We start from the raw sequence: 14,712 nt of genomic DNA on the forward strand, positions 1-14,712 counted from the left end.
CCGGCGGGGATCAGCGAGGCGCGGATCAACAGTACCGGGATCAGCGCTGGCTGGATCGAGCAGAAACACGGGGCCTCCCCATTGACGTGCCTGGCCGGAGGACAGTTCCCCTGACGCTGGTTTGAATCTAGCAAGAGGGGCTGACAATCAGGCCCCGGCTACTCCTGGGCTGCCCGGACCTGGGCCTGGTCGTGCTCGGCGCGGGCTTTGCGGAGGAGGTCCATAAATTCGGTTTCGTTGCGGATGAGCCGTTTGTACTTCTCCGGAAGCTTGCGGATTTGGTCTTCCTCGCGGACCATCCTGGCGAAGATCAGGTCGCGCTCGGCGATGTCCGTCTCGTAGTTGAGGTCCAGGTATTCGGTGGCGTGCCGCCTTGCTCCGGACACAGCGTTCTTGGCCTTGCCTTTGGGGCTGAAGATCGAGGCCAGGACGGTGACCGCCAGGACGCCCAGGATCACGGTCAGGGAAACGCCGGTGCTGACTTCGATGACGTTGACGTGCCCGCCGTCGTTGATGAACGGCAGCGTGTTCTCGTGCAGGGCATGCAGGATGAGCTTGACGCCGATGAAGCCGAGGATGGCGGCGAGACCGTAGGCAAGGAAGATTAGCCGGTCCAGCAGTCCGTCGATCAGGAAGAAGAGCTGGCGCAGGCCCATGAGCGAGAACGCGGTGGCCGTGAAGACGATGAAGACGTTCTGCGTGAGGCCGAAGATGGCGGGGATGGAGTCCAGTGCAAACAGGATGTCGGTGCCGCCAATGGCCAACATCACCAGGAGCATCGGGGTGAGGACGCGTTTGCCGTTCTCCTGGGTGAAGAGTTTGTCGCCATCGTAATGGGCCGACGCCGGGAGGTACTTCTTGGCGAGCCTGACCACCAGGCCTTCGGCGTCTTCGTCGTGGCCGTCGGGCTTGAGCAGGTTCCCCGCGGTGATCAGCAGGATGAGTCCAAAGAGGTAGAACACCCAGGCGAAGGTGTTGATCAAAGCGGCGCCAAGGAAAATGAACGCCGTCCGGGCGATCAGCGAAAATACGATGCCGAAGAGCAGCACCTTCTGCTGGTCCGCGCGGGGGACCTTGAAGCTGGCCATGATGATCAGGAACACAAAGAGGTTGTCCACGGACAGGGCCTTCTCCGTGATGTACCCGGCGAAGTACTCGGTGCCCATGGTGGTGCCGCCGAACCACAGTACGCCCAGGCCAAAGAGGAGGGCGATCCCCACGTAGATGGAGGACCAGATGGCCGATTCCTTCAATGAGGGCGTGTGGGCTTTCCGGACATGGAAGAAGAAATCGAAGGCCAGCAGGCCCACGATTCCTGCGATGGTCAAGGTCCAGACAAAGGGAGGGACGTCCATCTGTCCACCCTACCTAGGCGTTTGCCGTTAGTCCTGCTTGACTTGGATAACCCCCTGAACAAGGGTGGACTGGGACCGTCAAACCGCTGAAAACCGGTGCGTTGACGGTGAGGGCTTGAACCAAGGAGAGTGCAACGTGGCACGCAAGAACCCGCACGTGGAAGAGGCCAACGAGGCTGACATCGAGGTCAGCGGCCACCCCAAGACGTGGGCCGCCGGAGTCCCGGGCGTCTACCACTCGTTGGAGCCGGCCGTGCAGCACATGGGCCTGGTCAGGACCGGGAAAACCCTGCTCGCCCTGAACCAGAAGGACGGTTTCGACTGTATGAGCTGCGCGTGGCCGGACCCGGGGCACCGCAAGACGTTCGAGTTCTGCGAAAACGGCGCCAAGGCTGTCACCTGGGAGGCCACTCCGGTGGTGATCGGTTCCGAATTCTGGGCCGAGAACCCGGTCAGTGACCTGCGGCAGCGGTCCGAGTACTGGCTGGGGATGCAGGGGCGCCTCACCGAGCCTGTCCACAAGCCGGCGGGGGAGGACCACTACCGGCCGGTCAGCTGGGAGCAGGCGTTCACCATCGTCTCCGACAAGCTCAAGGGGCTGCCGAGCCCGGACCAGGCCGCCTTCTACACCAGCGGCCGAACCTCCAACGAGGCCGCGTTCCTCTACCAGCTGTTTGTCCGGGCCTACGGGACCAACAACCTGCCGGACTGCTCCAACATGTGCCACGAGTCCTCTGGCTGGGCCATGGGCCAGACCATCGGCATCGGCAAGGCCACCATCTCCTACGATGACTTCGCCAAGGCGGACCTGATCATCGTGATGGGCCAGAACCCGGGCACCAACCACCCTCGGATGCTGACCGCGCTGGAGGAAGCCAAGGAGGCGGGAGCCAACATTGTGGCCGTGAATCCGCTGCCGGAAGCGGGCCTGATGCGCTACAAGAACCCGCAGAAGGTCAAGGGGATCATTGGCCGCGGCACGGAGATCGCCGACCAGTTCCTGCAGGTCCGCATCGGCGGGGATATGGCCCTGCTCCAGGCCGTCTCCAAGCGGGTCCTGGACGCCGAAGCTGCGAATCCGGGCACGGTGCTGGACCACCCGTTCCTCGCCGAACACTGCGAAGGTCTGGAGGAGCTTCGCGAGCACCTTTCCCAGCTGGACGAAGCTGCCGTGCTGGCGGCCACCGGCCTGCGGACCGAGGATATCGACGAGCTCGCGGACCGCTATCTCAGGGCGGAGAAGGTGATCATCACCTGGGCCATGGGCATCACCCAGCACAAGAAGGGCGTGGCCACCATCAAGGAGATCATCAACCTCCTGCTGCTCCGGGGCAACATCGGCAAGCCCGGCGCGGGAGCCTCTCCCATCCGCGGTCACAGCAACGTCCAGGGCGACCGCACCATGGGCATCTGGGAGCAGATGCCGCCGGCATTCCTGGACGCCCTCGGCAAGGAATTCAGCTTCGAACCGCCGCGCGAACACGGCGTCGACGCCGTCGAAACCATCAGGCAAATGCGCGACGGCGGCATCAAGGTTTTCGTGGCCATGGGCGGTAACTTCGTGGGAGCCATTTCGGACACCCACGCGGCGTTTGCGGCCATGGAGAACACCGAGCTCTCGGTCCAGATTTCCACCAAACTCAACCGCTCGCACACGGTCACCGGCGCCGAGGCGCTGATCCTGCCCACGATGGGCCGCACGGAGATTGACATGCAGGAATCGGGTCCGCAGTTTGTGTCCGTGGAGGACACGGTCTGCGCCGTGCATGCCTCACACGGGACGGTGGAGCCGGTGGCGCCGGGCCTGCTGTCCGAAGTGGCAATCGTCAGCAGGCTGGCCCAAAAAGTGGTGGGTGACTCCGTGCAGGCGGACTGGGCCGGGTTCGAGAAGAACTACGACCTCATCCGGGACCACATCTCGCACGTGGTCAGCGGCTGCGAGGACTACAACGGGAAGATCCGGCAGGACGGCGGTTTTGTGCTCCCGAACGGGCCACGGGATTCGCGGACGTTCACCACCCCGACGGGCAAGGCCATGCTCACCGTCAACGAGCTCGAACATATGGAGCGGCCGGCCGGAACACTGATCCTGCAGAGCATGCGCTCGCACGACCAGTTCAACACCACCATCTACGGCAACAACGACCGCTACCGGGGCATCAAGAAGGGCCGCGAAGTGGTGTTCGTCAGCCCCGGGGACCTCGCCGAACTGGGACTCGGCGACGGGCAGCACGTGGATATCCACGGCGTGTACCAGGACAACGTGGAGCGGGTGCTGCGGAACTTCCGGGTGGTCTCCTACCCCACGGCGGCCGGCTGCGCGGCAGCCTACTACCCTGAGGCCAACGTGCTGGTGCCGCTGGACAGCGTGGCCGAGGGCAGCCAGACGCCGGCGTCGAAGGAAGTGATCGTCCGGCTGGAGCCCGTAGCCGGTGGTTGAGCATGTCGAAACCCGCTACTGACCGGTGTCCGCCCAGCCCCAGCCGCCGGGCCGCCGTCGTGCCCGTCCTCGCACAGCCGGAAGGCGACGTCGGCCGCCTGGGTGACTGCCGCCGTCGACTTTTCCTTGGATCCGGCGCTGCCGTTGCCGGCGGCGAGCCCTGCGGCGTAACCCACCAGGAACGTGGTGACCGGTGCAGCCGCATGGATCACCGAGCCGGCAGACTTCCTGGCCAGGTCAAGGAGGAGTTCCTGATCCACCTCCAGGTCCAGGATCTGCAGTGCCTGGGCCAGTCGCTGGGTCCACTGGTCCAGGACCTGGGCTTCGTTCTCGTCAACAGTCATGTTCGCTCCTAGGTTGCCGGTTCGCTGCTGGTGGGCGGCAGGGGGAGTCCTTGCCCATTGCCCACGACACTACAAGGCCTGGGCGGCTGCGTCACCGGCTGCGGCAGCGTCCTTGACACTCCGGTTTGCCCTGAGGAATATCGAAGGTGCCGGGGCAGCTGGCGGTCTCTTGGGAGTTCAGTTGCTGACCGGCCCCGTGAAGGGACGTGGGATGCAGGCAGCCGCTCATGGTTTCAGCTCCTTCGGCCTTGCGGTCGCCGTGGCAGCGGCCGCGCTGGTGGCCTCGCTCGCAGGCTGCACCGGCGCCCCGGATCCGCCAGATCAGCAGTCCCCGACTGTTCAATCCACGACGGCGGCGTCCGCCACTGCCCGGGCGCCGCGGGCTTTTGTGGGAGTGCTGGAAAAGTACAGCGCGGAAATGCGTGCAGGGGGAGCGACGGCCGTCATCATCCAGCTGAAGTCAAGGCTGGGCGAATGGTCCTCGGCCGAAGGCGTCCGCAGCCTTGAAACCCAGGAACCCGTGCAGTTGACGGACCAGACCCATATCGGCGACATCACCACCACCATGGTGGCGGTGTCCGTCATGAAGCTGGTGGAGGAAGGAAAAGTCCAGCTGGATGACCCTATCCAGAAGTACCTGCCGGACTTCGAGAACGTCATCAAGCCGCCTGGACCCATCACCATACGCAGCCTCCTCAGCCACCGGTCCGGGATGCCCGACTATTGGGTATCGCCCATTCACATGGGTGACGGGCCCTTCACCCATGAACAACGTGTGTCGTTCGTTGCGGGCATGCCCTGGACCGGCGGATCGGGCAGCCTGTACAGCTACTCCGCCACGAATTATTCGGCGTTAGCCCTCCTCGTCGAGAAGCTGCGGGGCAAGGACATCGGAGCGGTCATTCACGACGACAACGTGGTGCCCTTGGCGCTGCAGGACACCCTGATGACGGGGGAGGAGCCGGGCCCGCAGCGGATGCTCCACGGCTACACGCGGACGGAAACCGGCGAGCTGGAGGACAAGGCCCTAGTTCCGTTCCACAACGGTTCCCCCGACACCGGGATGATTTCCACCGTCCCGGAACTCAACACCTATTTCGCCGCCCTGCAGAAAGGGACCCTGCTGACGCTCCAAAGCGTGCAGGAGATGCATCATCCGAAGTACGAAACGTTCGGGCTTGGCCTTGTGAGGCAGTACGACGAGTGCTCCAACAACGACTATTTCGGCCATGTCGGTGTGGTGCGGGGATACGCGGCACTCGCGCTGATCAGCGCAGACGGGTCCCGGCAGGTGGCCATGGCGGTGGCCCGTGAACCCGTCCCGGACCCGGTTGGTTTCGAAGACTGGCGGTCGCTCGAGATGGCCGAAGCAGCCGTGAACGCGCTCAACCTTGCCTGTTAGCGGGAGACGAAATAACGGCGGGGGTACCGAGGTTAGGCTGTACGAGAAGCCGAACCGAGGAGATCCCGTGCACGATGTCACCATCCGCCACAACCCGGAGCGCCAGCGCTTCGAAGTGCTGACCGGCGGGAACGTCATTGGTAAAGCCGTGTACAAGGAGTACGACGGCGGCGGCTCGCCGCAGCGGATTTTCTACCACACGGTGATCAATGAGGAATACGGCGGCCAGGGACTTGCGGGCAAGCTCGCCAAGGTGGCGCTCAATGAAACGGTTGACGAGGGCCGCGCCATCGTCCCGGTCTGCCCCTTCATCAAGAAGTACGTCCGCAAGCACCCGGATTATGCGGCGGCCGCGGTGGCCATCACGCCGGCGCACCTGGAGTTCCTGAACACCGCCTTGGCCCCGCGGGCCCGGGCGTAGCAGTCAGTTGCCGGCCGCGCTCAGCCGAGCCGTGCGTTGACCGCGGAACCCTGGGAAAAGCGCACGGGGTGCGATGCCGCCGCCGGGCTTATCGTGGAGGTATGGACTCGCCAAAGGTGCAGCTGTATTTGGATATCACCGCTAAAGGCCTGTGCCTGCTGGGCGTTGCGCTGATGATCTTCGGCCAGGGTGGATGGTTCTATGTGGGTGTCGCAACCGTGGTCCTGGGCGTGCTGTTCATCGGCGCCTCGCTGATGGCCACCCGCAACCTGCGGCACAGGGGATGGGACGGCAGGAACCGGCCAACCGCCGGATAGCCCGCCCCACCCCCTCGCTTGCGCGTCCCTAGGCCTGGGCCGGGTCCAATGGCAGGGGAACGATCGGCTGGTCGTTGGCCGTCAGGTCGATGCCCATGTCCTTGGCGAAGACCAGCCGGGTGTCCTTGTAGATTCCGGGGTGGTTCTCATCCAGCTCAAAGACCCGGGCGCCGCGCAGGCGGTTCCGTTCAGCGCCGGGGAGCCCATAGGCGCCGAATCCGGTTCCGGGGGCGTAGCCGAGCTGCACCCCGTAGTAGTTGCCCACGTAGGTATTGACGTGATCGTGGCCCACAAAGTAGCCGAGCACATCCCCGCGTTCCAGGAAGGCGCTGAACAGGCCGGAGTTGATGGGGCCGGGGCACTCGTCCTCGTTCCGTTCGCCGACGATGTTGTGCTTCGTCAGGGCCCGGGTGTGATCGGCGTCCGTCCGCGAGTCGAGGCTGGCGAACCACATGTTGCGGTGCTCGTGGAGCGCGATGTGGCCCCACATGAGGGAGGGGACCTTCTTGCCGTACTTCTGCTCCGTGGCGATGGACAGGTTGCGGTACCAGGTGACCTGGTCCATGCGTACCCAGTCCCAGTCGGGGTAGCCTTCGAAGTCCTGTCCATTGATGGCGTCCGGGGCATATCGGCCGGTGTCGATAAGCCACAGGCCGAACGCCGGCTCCTTGGACTTGGCCGACTGCACGAGCAGCAGCGAGTTCGACGTTCCGGTGAGCCCCGGCGTGGAGTCGCTGTTCATGTTGAATTCGTAGGTCTGCAGGAACTGCAGCATTTTGGCCTCGGTCATGCCCGTCCGTGCCACGGAATCCTCGTCGTGGTTGCCGAACGTGACGGCCCACGGGATCTGCCGGCGCTCCATGGGCTGGACCACGTGGTTGAGTGCCTGCTTGACCTCCAGCTCAGAGTCGCAGCCGCCATTGATCACATCGCCGTTGATCACCACAAAGTCCGGCTTCTCCGCGTCCAGGGTCTTGTCCATGAGCTCGATCGTGCGGCGGTCCGTTTGCTCGTCGTCCTGGGTGTCGTTGAACTGGATCACTTTGAAGCCGCCGTCTGGGCGGAAGGCGAGTGCGGGCTTGGGTGCCTTCGCCCCCGGTGCCGCGTAGCTTCCGGCTGCCGCGGACACTGTCAGTCCCAGCGCGCCAAGGGTTCCGGCGGCGGCCAGCGCGGCCCGCCGGCTGAGGGTGGGCTGGTGGATTCCGGTGGTCATTGATGCCTCTTTCACTGATGCGGCCGTACCCCCGGCCGTCGATCCTGCGACAGTACGCAAGACAGGTATCGGGTTCCGGAACACTTGGTGAACGCCACATGCGGGACCCGCTGAATATCGGCCCCCTCCACCTATGATTGCGGCATGTCAACTTACGAAGTCACTCGCAGCGCCCTTATTCCTGCCCCCGCAGAAGACGTGTTTCCGCTGGTCAACAGCTTCCTGGAGTGGACCAAATGGTCGCCCTGGGAAAACGTGGACCCGGAACTCAACCGCTCGTATTCGGGCAATGACGCCGGTGTGGGGGCCAAGTATGCCTGGAGCGGCAACCGCAAAGCAGGCAGCGGAAACATGGAGATCGTCGAGTCGGATGCTCCCCGGAGCATCAAGGTCCGCCTTGAGTTCACAAAGCCGTTCAAGGCGGTGAATCCCACCACGTTTACGTTCACACCGGCCGACGGCGGGACCCAGGTCACCTGGCGGATGACCGGCGAGAACAAGGGGCTCGCGAAGATTTTCGCCATGATCGTGAACATGGACAAGATGGTCGGCGGCGACTTCGAGCGCGGGCTGGCCGCCCTCTCGGCCGCCGCGACGGCCAACAAGGCCTGACCCGGCGCTGCTGACGCCGGCGCTTGCCCGGCGTCAGCCGTTGAGGATCTGCTCGCGCAGAATATCGGCGTGCCCGCAATGCTGGGCGAACTCCCGCAGCACGTGCAGGTACACCCAGTGCAGCGGGAGCGGGCCGCGGCGGTTGCCGGGGAGCACATCGTCGAGACTTAACAACGATGTCGCCTGGCGCGATGCCTCGCAAGCCTCCCGGTGCGCCCGACGGACGCTGGCGATGGTGTCCTGGTCCGTGAGGATGAACGACTCGTCAGGTGTTGCCGGGATGCCGCTCTCGGTGCGCGGCCGGCACGTGATGGCCTCGTCGAACCAGACCTTCTCCACAAAGGCCGCGTGCTTTACCAGGCCCAGCAGAGTGGTGCGGGATGCCACTAGCGAGCGGCGCGCCTGCTCCTCGGTGAGGCCGTCCAGGCAGGCGTTGAGCATGTTCCGGTGGTCATCGATGAAGGCCTCGAACTGGGCGCGCACGGGCTGGCGGATGGCGTTCTCGGCGAACGCGGCTGAAGGAGCAGACATCCCCGAAGTATTGCAGGCAGGGGTCGCGGGGCAATGCGCGGCTCGCTGGGGAAGGCCCGACGTCGGCCGCTCACCCATGGTGATCGCCGCGCCGCGCGCCTATGGTGAAGTCATGTCTGATTCCTTTTCGTCCTTTGTGGACACCTTCAAAAACATTGGCGTCACCAAGGCCTATGGCCCGGCCGTCCAGGTGGGCGGGGAAGAAATCATCCCGGTTGCCCTGGTGTCCTTCGGGTTCGGGGGAGGCGGCGAAGCCGGTGACGGTGCCTCCGGCGGGGGTGGCGGCGGAATGGTGCTGCCGCTGGGTGTGTACCGGACCGTCGGCGGCCGCGCGGCGTTTCGCCCCAACACGGTGGTCACCCTGATGTGCCTGGTCCCGGTAATCCTGGCCGCCGGCGCCGCTGGGGCCCGGGCTATCCGCGCCGCGCGGTCATAGCGGGAGCGAGCCCCTGCCTCCACGGCCCGGTGGGCAGCGGAGGCAGGGGCTCCCCTATGGTTAGGTCCCGCAATCAGGCTTTCCGGCTGGCCCGGTGGCGGAGGTGTTGGACGGCGCTGAGGGCGAGGGCGCCGGCGAGGACCAGATACAAGGTCACGGTGATGGGGCTGTCCACCAGGATGCCCAGGTTCCCCTCGGAGACGGCCAGCGCGCGGCGCAGTTCGGTCTCCGCCATCGGCCCCAGAATCACGGCGATCAACACTGGCGCCAGCGGGATGTTGTAGCGGCGCATCAGGAATCCGGTGAGTCCGATCGCGATCAGCAGCCAGAGGTCCAGCACCGCGGAGCTCACCGCGTAGACACCGAGCATCGAGAAGACGGTGATGCCGGCGTAGAGGTAATGCTTGGGGATGCTCAGCAGCTTGGCCCAGACGGACGCGAACGGAATGTTGATCATCACCAGGATCACCAAGCCGATGAACAGCGAGGCCAGCAGCGCCCAGACCAGGTCGCCGCTTCGTTCGAAGAGCAGGGGGCCGGGCTGCATGCCGTACTGCTGGAAGGCCGCGAGCATGATGGCCGCGGTGGCCGACGTCGGCAGCCCCAATGCGAGCAGGGCACCCATGGCAGTGCCGGCCGTGGCGTTGGCCGCGGCTTCGGGAGCTGCCAGGCCGCGGATGGAACCGGTGGTGCCGAACTCGGGATCGTTCCGGCGCTTGGCCAGCTGTTTCTCGGTGCCGTAGGCCAGGAAGGTGGGTACTTCAGCGCCGCCGGCGGGGATCAGCCCGAACGGGGCGCCGAACGCGGTGCCGCGGAGCCAGGCGGGCAATGCCTTCTTGAAATCAGCGAGCGTAAGCCGTGCCCGGCCCTTGGTTTCGATTTGGGTGGCAGCGGGGTCGCGGTGGATGCGGGAGGCGATGTGGAACACCTCGCCGAGGGCCAGCAGCCCCACCGTGATGACGATGACAGAGATCCCGTCGAAGAGCTGGGGCATGCCCAGGGTGAACCGGGCCGTGCCGCTGGGACCGTCGATTCCCACGAGGGCGAGGGCCAGCCCGATCCCCAGGGCCGCGATGCCGCGGATAACAGATTCGGAGACGACGGCGGAAATGGCCAGGAACGCGAACACTGCCAGGGCGAAATACTCTGCCGGGCCGAAGACGGTGGCCATTTTGACCAGGGTCGGCGCGAAGAACACCACCAGGGTTGTGGCGATCAGGCCGCCGATGAAGGCGCCGATGGCGCACGTGGCTAAGGCTTTGGCGGCCTGACCGTTCTTGGCCATCCGGTGGCCCTCGAACGTGGACGCGATGGCGGACGAGTGGCCCGGGGTGTTGAGCAGGATCCCGGATGTGGAGTCGCCGAAAAGGCCGCCGAAGTAGATGCCGGCGAACATGATGAACGCTGCCGTCGGTTCCAGTGAGAACGTCACGGGCAGTAGCAGTGCCACCGCCATGGCGGAGCCAAGCCCGGGAAGGACGCCAACGGCGGTGCCCAGGATTGCGCCGATCAGTACCCACAGGAGGTTGATGGGTGTCAGGGCGCTGGCGAAGCCGCCCATCAGGAGTTCGAGTTGTTCCATTAGAAAATCCCTCCCACGATGCCGGACGGCAGGCTGAGGCCCAGCCCGGCGCCAAAGGCCAGTTGCGTAATCGACGAAAAGAGCAGGCCAACGCCGATGTCAAAGACCTGGCGGCGGCTGCCGAGGGCGTAGGCAACAACCCAGAACAGCATTGCGGCGCTGATGATCCAGCCCAGTGGGTTGAGCAGCAGGACAAAAGCAACGACGCCGGCCAGCAGCAGGCCAACCGTCCGCCAGTCCGAGTAGGTCTTCCAGGTTTTTGCCGGCGCCAGGGATTCCGCCTCTTCGCGGGCTTCATCCTCTTCCTTCCCCAGATGGCCAAGGTCGTGAAGCATGTCCGCGGAGAACTGCCCGCTCCCGGGATGGATGGCATTGTCAGGGACCTTCGGTGAACGAATGATCTGGATCGCCAGGAGGGTGGCCACCAAGTACAGGACTATGCACACCAGGATGGGGAAGAATTGCGGTCCGGGAGCTGACTTGCCCTGCACATTCATGGTCGCAGTGCCTACGGTGAGGAAGATGGCCACTGCGTACAGCACGGCGACCACAACGAATTCACTGCGGCCGGTCCCGAAGCTTGCTTTTGGTTGGCTTTGCGGCTCCGTAGCGGATCCTGTTTCTTGTTGGTGCTGGGTGAGGCTCATAGGCCGAGGTCCTTTACGATTTCTTGGGCCGTTGCAACTTCGTTGTTGATGAACTGTTCGAACTCTTCGCCGGTTGAGAAGGTGTCCGTCCAGTTGTTGCGCTTCAGGGCTTCCTGCCAGTGGGCGCTGCTGCGCATCTCGGTGACGATCGCGATAAATTCCGCTTTCACTTCGTCCGTTGTTCCGGGCGCGGCCACAAACCCACGCCAGTTGGACATGGCTGCGTCCACGCCCTGTTCCTTGAAGGTGGGAACGTCCACGCCCGCCAGCCGCTCCTCCGAAGAGATTGCCAGGGCGCGAAGCGTTCCCGCCTCGATTTGGTCGCTGACCTCGTTGTAGCCGGACATGCCGGCGGACGTGGTGTGGGAGAGGAGGGAGGTCAGGGCCTCCCCGCCTCCGGAGTACGCAATGTAGTTCACATCTTTGGGATCCACGCCTACGGTTTTGGCTACCATCGCGCTAAGCAGGTGGTCAATGGAGCCCAGGGAGCCGCCACCGATCGAGGTTCCACCAGGATCCTTCTTCCAAGCGGCCAGGAATTCATCGAGGGTTTTGAACTCGGAATCGGCAGGGACCACCAGCGCCGCATAGTCATCGGCCAGCCGGGCGATGGGAACAACGTCAGCCATCGACTCCGGATTGTCGCCGAGCTCGATGGCCCCCACCATCACGCCACCGGTCGCCAGGAGCGCGTCTTCGCGCCCCGGGGTCTGAACGAACTGGCTCAGGCCGATGGTCCCGCCGGCCCCGGGCACGTTGACCACCTGGGCGTTATTGACGACGCCGCCGCTCTTGAGTGCCTGCTGCCCTTCGCGGGCAAATCCGTCCCACCCGCCGCCCGGGGCCGCGGGTGCGATCAGGGTCAGTTTGTTCCTGGCCGTGCTCGTTCCACCGGCGGTGCCGGCATTCACGAACGCAAGCGCGGCGATGACGGCCACGACCAGGCCGAACACGGCATTGCGTAGGGGATTTTTCATGGTTCTCGTTCCGTAACGACGTTGTTGTGCGGGGCGAAAGTGCTTGGCATCAAATCGAATACCGTTGTACACAATGAAATGCAGTTATACCTGTGATGATGGTCACCGGCAAGTTTCGAGGCGCAAGAACCATCTTGCGCCTATTGAATACCTTTGTATACAGTTGGATTCATCAATCCAGTGAAAGGACAGCTAATGTCTATCGGTAATGGAGCCGGACCTCAGAGTGCGGACAGCGTTGACGTAATTGTGGTGGGCGGCGGAAACGCCGGTTTCACGGCGGCGCATGCCGCGGCGGAACGCGGGCGGCGCGTTGTGCTGCTGGAAAAGGGCGAGAAGGACATGGCCGGTGGCAACAGCTTCTATACCGCCGGCGCCACGCGGATTGTTCACAACGGGCTGGATGACCTGCAGGGCCTCCTGGAACCGGATGAGCGGCACGGCCAGACCGTGGTCCCCCCATACAGCGCTGAGGATTATGCATCGGACCTGGAAAAGGTCACCGAGGGCCGGAACGACCCCGCGCTGACTGAGGTTCTCATCGCCGAGAGCCAGTCCACCCTTCGGTGGCTCAATGGCCTGGGCCTGAAGTACCGCCTGATGTACGAGCGTCAGGCGTACGAGCGCGCCGATGGGTCCTACCTCTTCTGGGGCGGGCTGCACGTGGGGAATGTGGGTGGTGGCGAAGGCCTGATCGAGGACCACGCCCGGGTTGCAGGCGAACTGGGAATCGATGTCCGCTACGGCCATGCAGCGCAAAGCCTCATCGTGGAGAACGGGCGCGTTGCCGGCGTCGTCATCAAGACCGCTGAAGGCGAGCAGCGCATCATGGCCGAATCCGTGATCCTCACCGCGGGCGGTTTCGAGTCCGATCCTCAATGGCGGCAGGAGCATCTCGGTGACGGCTGGGAGAACGCCAAGGTCCGGGGAACCCCGTACAACACAGGTGACATGATCGCTGCTGCACTGGAGATCGGCGCCACCAAAAGCGGCGACTGGAGTACCTGCCATAGCGTGCAGTGGGACGCTTTCACGGCCACTAACGAAAGCAACCGTGAACTCACCAATCGGTTGACCCGGCAGAGCTACCCGTTTGGCATCATTGTGAACACCGACGGCAAACGTTTCCTGGATGAGGGCGCGGACTTCAGGAACTACACCTACGCCAAGTACGGCAAGGAAATCCTCAGGCAGCCCGGATCGGTGGCATACCAGATCTTCGACGCAAACCTTCGTCCGATGCTGCGAAGCGAGGAATACGACATGCCCGGCATTTCGGTGGAGGTGGCGGACACGATCGAAGACTTGGCCGCCAAGATCGGCCTGGACCCGGAGAGCCTGGCCAAGACCGTGACGGACTTCAATAACTCCATCGACCGCTCCATCCCGTTCGACCCCACCATAAAGGACGGGCGGAGGGCAGCCGCCGAACCGGTCAAGAGCAACTGGGCCGCCGCCATTGAGGCGGGCCCCTTCTACGCCTACGGCGTTACGTGCGGGATCACTTTCACCTTCGGAGGCATTAAGTCGGACACCCACGGCCGCGTCTTGAACGCTGACGGCAGGCACATCGAAGGACTGTTTGTGGCAGGTGAAATGCTCGGTGGACTGTTCAGTGTCAACTACCCGGGTGGCACCGGCCTTGCGGCGGGGTGCGTCTTCGGCCGGCGGGCAGGCGTTCTGGCGTAAAGTTCCTTTCGAACAAGCACCAATCACTCCCAGGCATCAAGGACCACTCAAGTGACGGAACCAGCAACCCCACGCATTGACGGAGAGAGCATCTTCCGGACCCTGCGCAGCGAAATCCTGTCCGGAGTGCACCAGCCTGGCACTGCTATTCGAGAGACGTCACTTGCTACGCGTTTCGGCGTCTCCCGGACACCCGTCCGGGAGGCGCTGTCCCGCCTGCAGCAGGAAGGGCTCCTCGAGCGTGTCGCCCGGGGCCTGCAGGTTCCTCAGGTTGACCCACAGCAGGTCATCCAGATCTATGACATGCGCATCCTCCTTGAGGAAGAGGCAGCGCGTCAGGCGGCCCGGGCCAGGCAGTTTCCGGACCTGATGCGGCTTGAGGCTTTGCTCCAGCGGGACCGTGAACTCCAGGAGCCGGATGACCACACCCGAATCACCACTAACCTTGAGTTCCACGCCGCTGTCTGGAACTGCGCCCACAACCCTGTTCTGAGGGACCTGCTGGACCGGCTGTCAACTCACCTCATCCACGCGCCCCGGTCCACCCTCTCCACGGGGAACCGCTGGTCGGAATCGCTGGATGAGCATGAAGCCCTGATCCATGCCATCGAGCAGCAGGACAGCGATGCCGCCGGAAAAATAGCCCGGAGCCACATGGAAACAGCGCGGACTCTTCGTCTGCAGCTGCTCCGGGAGACGGCGCTGCAACAACCGCTGAGCAACAGCAGCACCCGCCGCTAAGGCAC

15 protein-coding genes are annotated in these 14,712 nt (G+C 64.2%); 8 read left to right on the forward strand and 7 right to left on the reverse strand.

Annotation, left to right across the window (positions count from 1 at the left end):
- Nucleotides 1-158 precede the first annotated feature (158 nt).
- On the reverse strand, nt 159-1,355 hold the full coding sequence (locus NIBR502772_RS07075; protein WP_141139638.1) for a TerC family protein: 1,197 nt from the start codon (nt 1,353-1,355) through the stop codon (nt 159-161).
- A gap of 136 nt (nt 1,356-1,491) precedes the next feature.
- Between NIBR502772_RS07075 and NIBR502772_RS07080 the strand changes: the two genes are divergently transcribed.
- Nucleotides 1,492-3,795 (forward strand): FdhF/YdeP family oxidoreductase, encoded by a 2,304-nt coding sequence (locus NIBR502772_RS07080; RefSeq protein WP_141139639.1) that lies wholly within the window; start codon nt 1,492-1,494, stop codon nt 3,793-3,795.
- Here the strand turns inward: NIBR502772_RS07080 and NIBR502772_RS22585 are convergent.
- Nucleotides 3,687-4,139, reverse strand: a complete 453-nt coding sequence (locus tag NIBR502772_RS22585; RefSeq protein WP_210412399.1) for a DUF6457 domain-containing protein — start codon at nt 4,137-4,139, stop codon at nt 3,687-3,689. The genes NIBR502772_RS07080 and NIBR502772_RS22585 overlap by 109 nt on opposite strands.
- 211 nt (nt 4,140-4,350) lie before the next feature.
- On the opposite strand from NIBR502772_RS22585, the gene NIBR502772_RS07090 reads away from it, so the two are divergent.
- From NIBR502772_RS07090 to NIBR502772_RS07100, 3 genes are all read left to right on the forward strand, one after another.
- Complete coding sequence (locus NIBR502772_RS07090) at nt 4,351-5,541, forward strand: serine hydrolase (RefSeq protein ID WP_168223499.1); 1,191 nt, start codon at nt 4,351-4,353, stop codon at nt 5,539-5,541.
- A gap of 67 nt (nt 5,542-5,608) precedes the next feature.
- Nucleotides 5,609-5,962, forward strand: coding sequence for a GNAT family N-acetyltransferase (locus NIBR502772_RS07095; RefSeq protein WP_056346808.1), 354 nt, complete (start codon nt 5,609-5,611; stop codon nt 5,960-5,962).
- Between the two features lie 101 nt (nt 5,963-6,063).
- Nucleotides 6,064-6,279 carry a hypothetical protein gene (locus NIBR502772_RS07100; RefSeq protein ID WP_104062412.1) on the forward strand — a complete coding sequence of 72 codons (216 nt, stop codon included), beginning with the start codon at nt 6,064-6,066 and terminating at the stop codon, nt 6,277-6,279.
- 28 nt (nt 6,280-6,307) lie between these two features.
- Here the strand turns inward: NIBR502772_RS07100 and NIBR502772_RS07105 are convergent, their stop codons facing one another.
- Nucleotides 6,308-7,492, reverse strand: coding sequence for a metallophosphoesterase family protein (locus tag NIBR502772_RS07105; protein WP_141139641.1), 1,185 nt, complete (start codon nt 7,490-7,492; stop codon nt 6,308-6,310).
- A gap of 144 nt (nt 7,493-7,636) precedes the next feature.
- Between NIBR502772_RS07105 and NIBR502772_RS07110 the strand changes: the two genes are divergently transcribed.
- Entirely contained in the window at nt 7,637-8,104 is a 468-nt protein-coding gene (locus NIBR502772_RS07110; RefSeq protein ID WP_141139642.1) for an SRPBCC family protein, read from the forward strand.
- Nucleotides 8,105-8,137: 33 nt separating this feature from the next.
- Here NIBR502772_RS07110 and NIBR502772_RS07115 read toward each other — a convergent pair whose 3' ends face one another.
- Nucleotides 8,138-8,635, reverse strand: a complete 498-nt coding sequence (locus tag NIBR502772_RS07115; protein ID WP_141139643.1) for a DinB family protein — start codon at nt 8,633-8,635, stop codon at nt 8,138-8,140.
- Nucleotides 8,636-8,747: 112 nt separating this feature from the next.
- Here NIBR502772_RS07115 and NIBR502772_RS07120 point away from each other — a divergent pair, with 112 nt between their 5' ends.
- Nucleotides 8,748-9,071, forward strand: a complete 324-nt coding sequence (locus NIBR502772_RS07120; protein ID WP_104062533.1) for a hypothetical protein — start codon at nt 8,748-8,750, stop codon at nt 9,069-9,071.
- Between the two features lie 73 nt (nt 9,072-9,144).
- Here the strand turns inward: NIBR502772_RS07120 and NIBR502772_RS07125 are convergent, their stop codons facing one another.
- The 3 genes from NIBR502772_RS07125 to NIBR502772_RS07135 are packed head-to-tail and all read right to left on the reverse strand — an operon-like array spanning nt 9,145 to nt 12,277.
- Nucleotides 9,145-10,653: a tripartite tricarboxylate transporter permease gene (locus NIBR502772_RS07125; protein WP_141139644.1), complete on the reverse strand. Its 1,509-nt coding sequence runs from the start codon at nt 10,651-10,653 to the stop codon at nt 9,145-9,147.
- Complete coding sequence (locus NIBR502772_RS07130) at nt 10,653-11,300, reverse strand: tripartite tricarboxylate transporter TctB family protein (RefSeq protein WP_141139645.1); 648 nt, start codon at nt 11,298-11,300, stop codon at nt 10,653-10,655. The genes NIBR502772_RS07125 and NIBR502772_RS07130 overlap by 1 nt, the downstream gene beginning before the upstream one ends.
- The gene (locus NIBR502772_RS07135) at nt 11,297-12,277 is read right to left on the reverse strand and encodes a tripartite tricarboxylate transporter substrate binding protein (RefSeq protein ID WP_141139646.1); all 981 of its coding nucleotides are present in this window, start codon (nt 12,275-12,277) and stop codon (nt 11,297-11,299) included. The genes NIBR502772_RS07130 and NIBR502772_RS07135 overlap by 4 nt, the downstream gene beginning before the upstream one ends.
- A gap of 195 nt (nt 12,278-12,472) precedes the next feature.
- Here NIBR502772_RS07135 and tcuA point away from each other — a divergent pair, with 195 nt between their 5' ends.
- Together tcuA and NIBR502772_RS07145 are read left to right on the forward strand one after the other, a co-directional pair.
- A complete protein-coding gene (tcuA, locus tag NIBR502772_RS07140) occupies nt 12,473-13,966 on the forward strand; it encodes an FAD-dependent tricarballylate dehydrogenase TcuA (RefSeq protein ID WP_141139647.1) in 1,494 nt (497 codons plus the stop codon).
- Between the two features lie 51 nt (nt 13,967-14,017).
- Nucleotides 14,018-14,707: a GntR family transcriptional regulator gene (locus tag NIBR502772_RS07145; protein ID WP_141139648.1), complete on the forward strand. Its 690-nt coding sequence runs from the start codon at nt 14,018-14,020 to the stop codon at nt 14,705-14,707.
- The last annotated feature ends 5 nt before the right edge of the window (nt 14,708-14,712 follow it).

It is taken from the genome of Pseudarthrobacter sp. NIBRBAC000502772 (genome assembly GCF_006517235.1).
Taxonomy (GTDB): Bacteria; Actinomycetota; Actinomycetes; order Actinomycetales; family Micrococcaceae; genus Arthrobacter.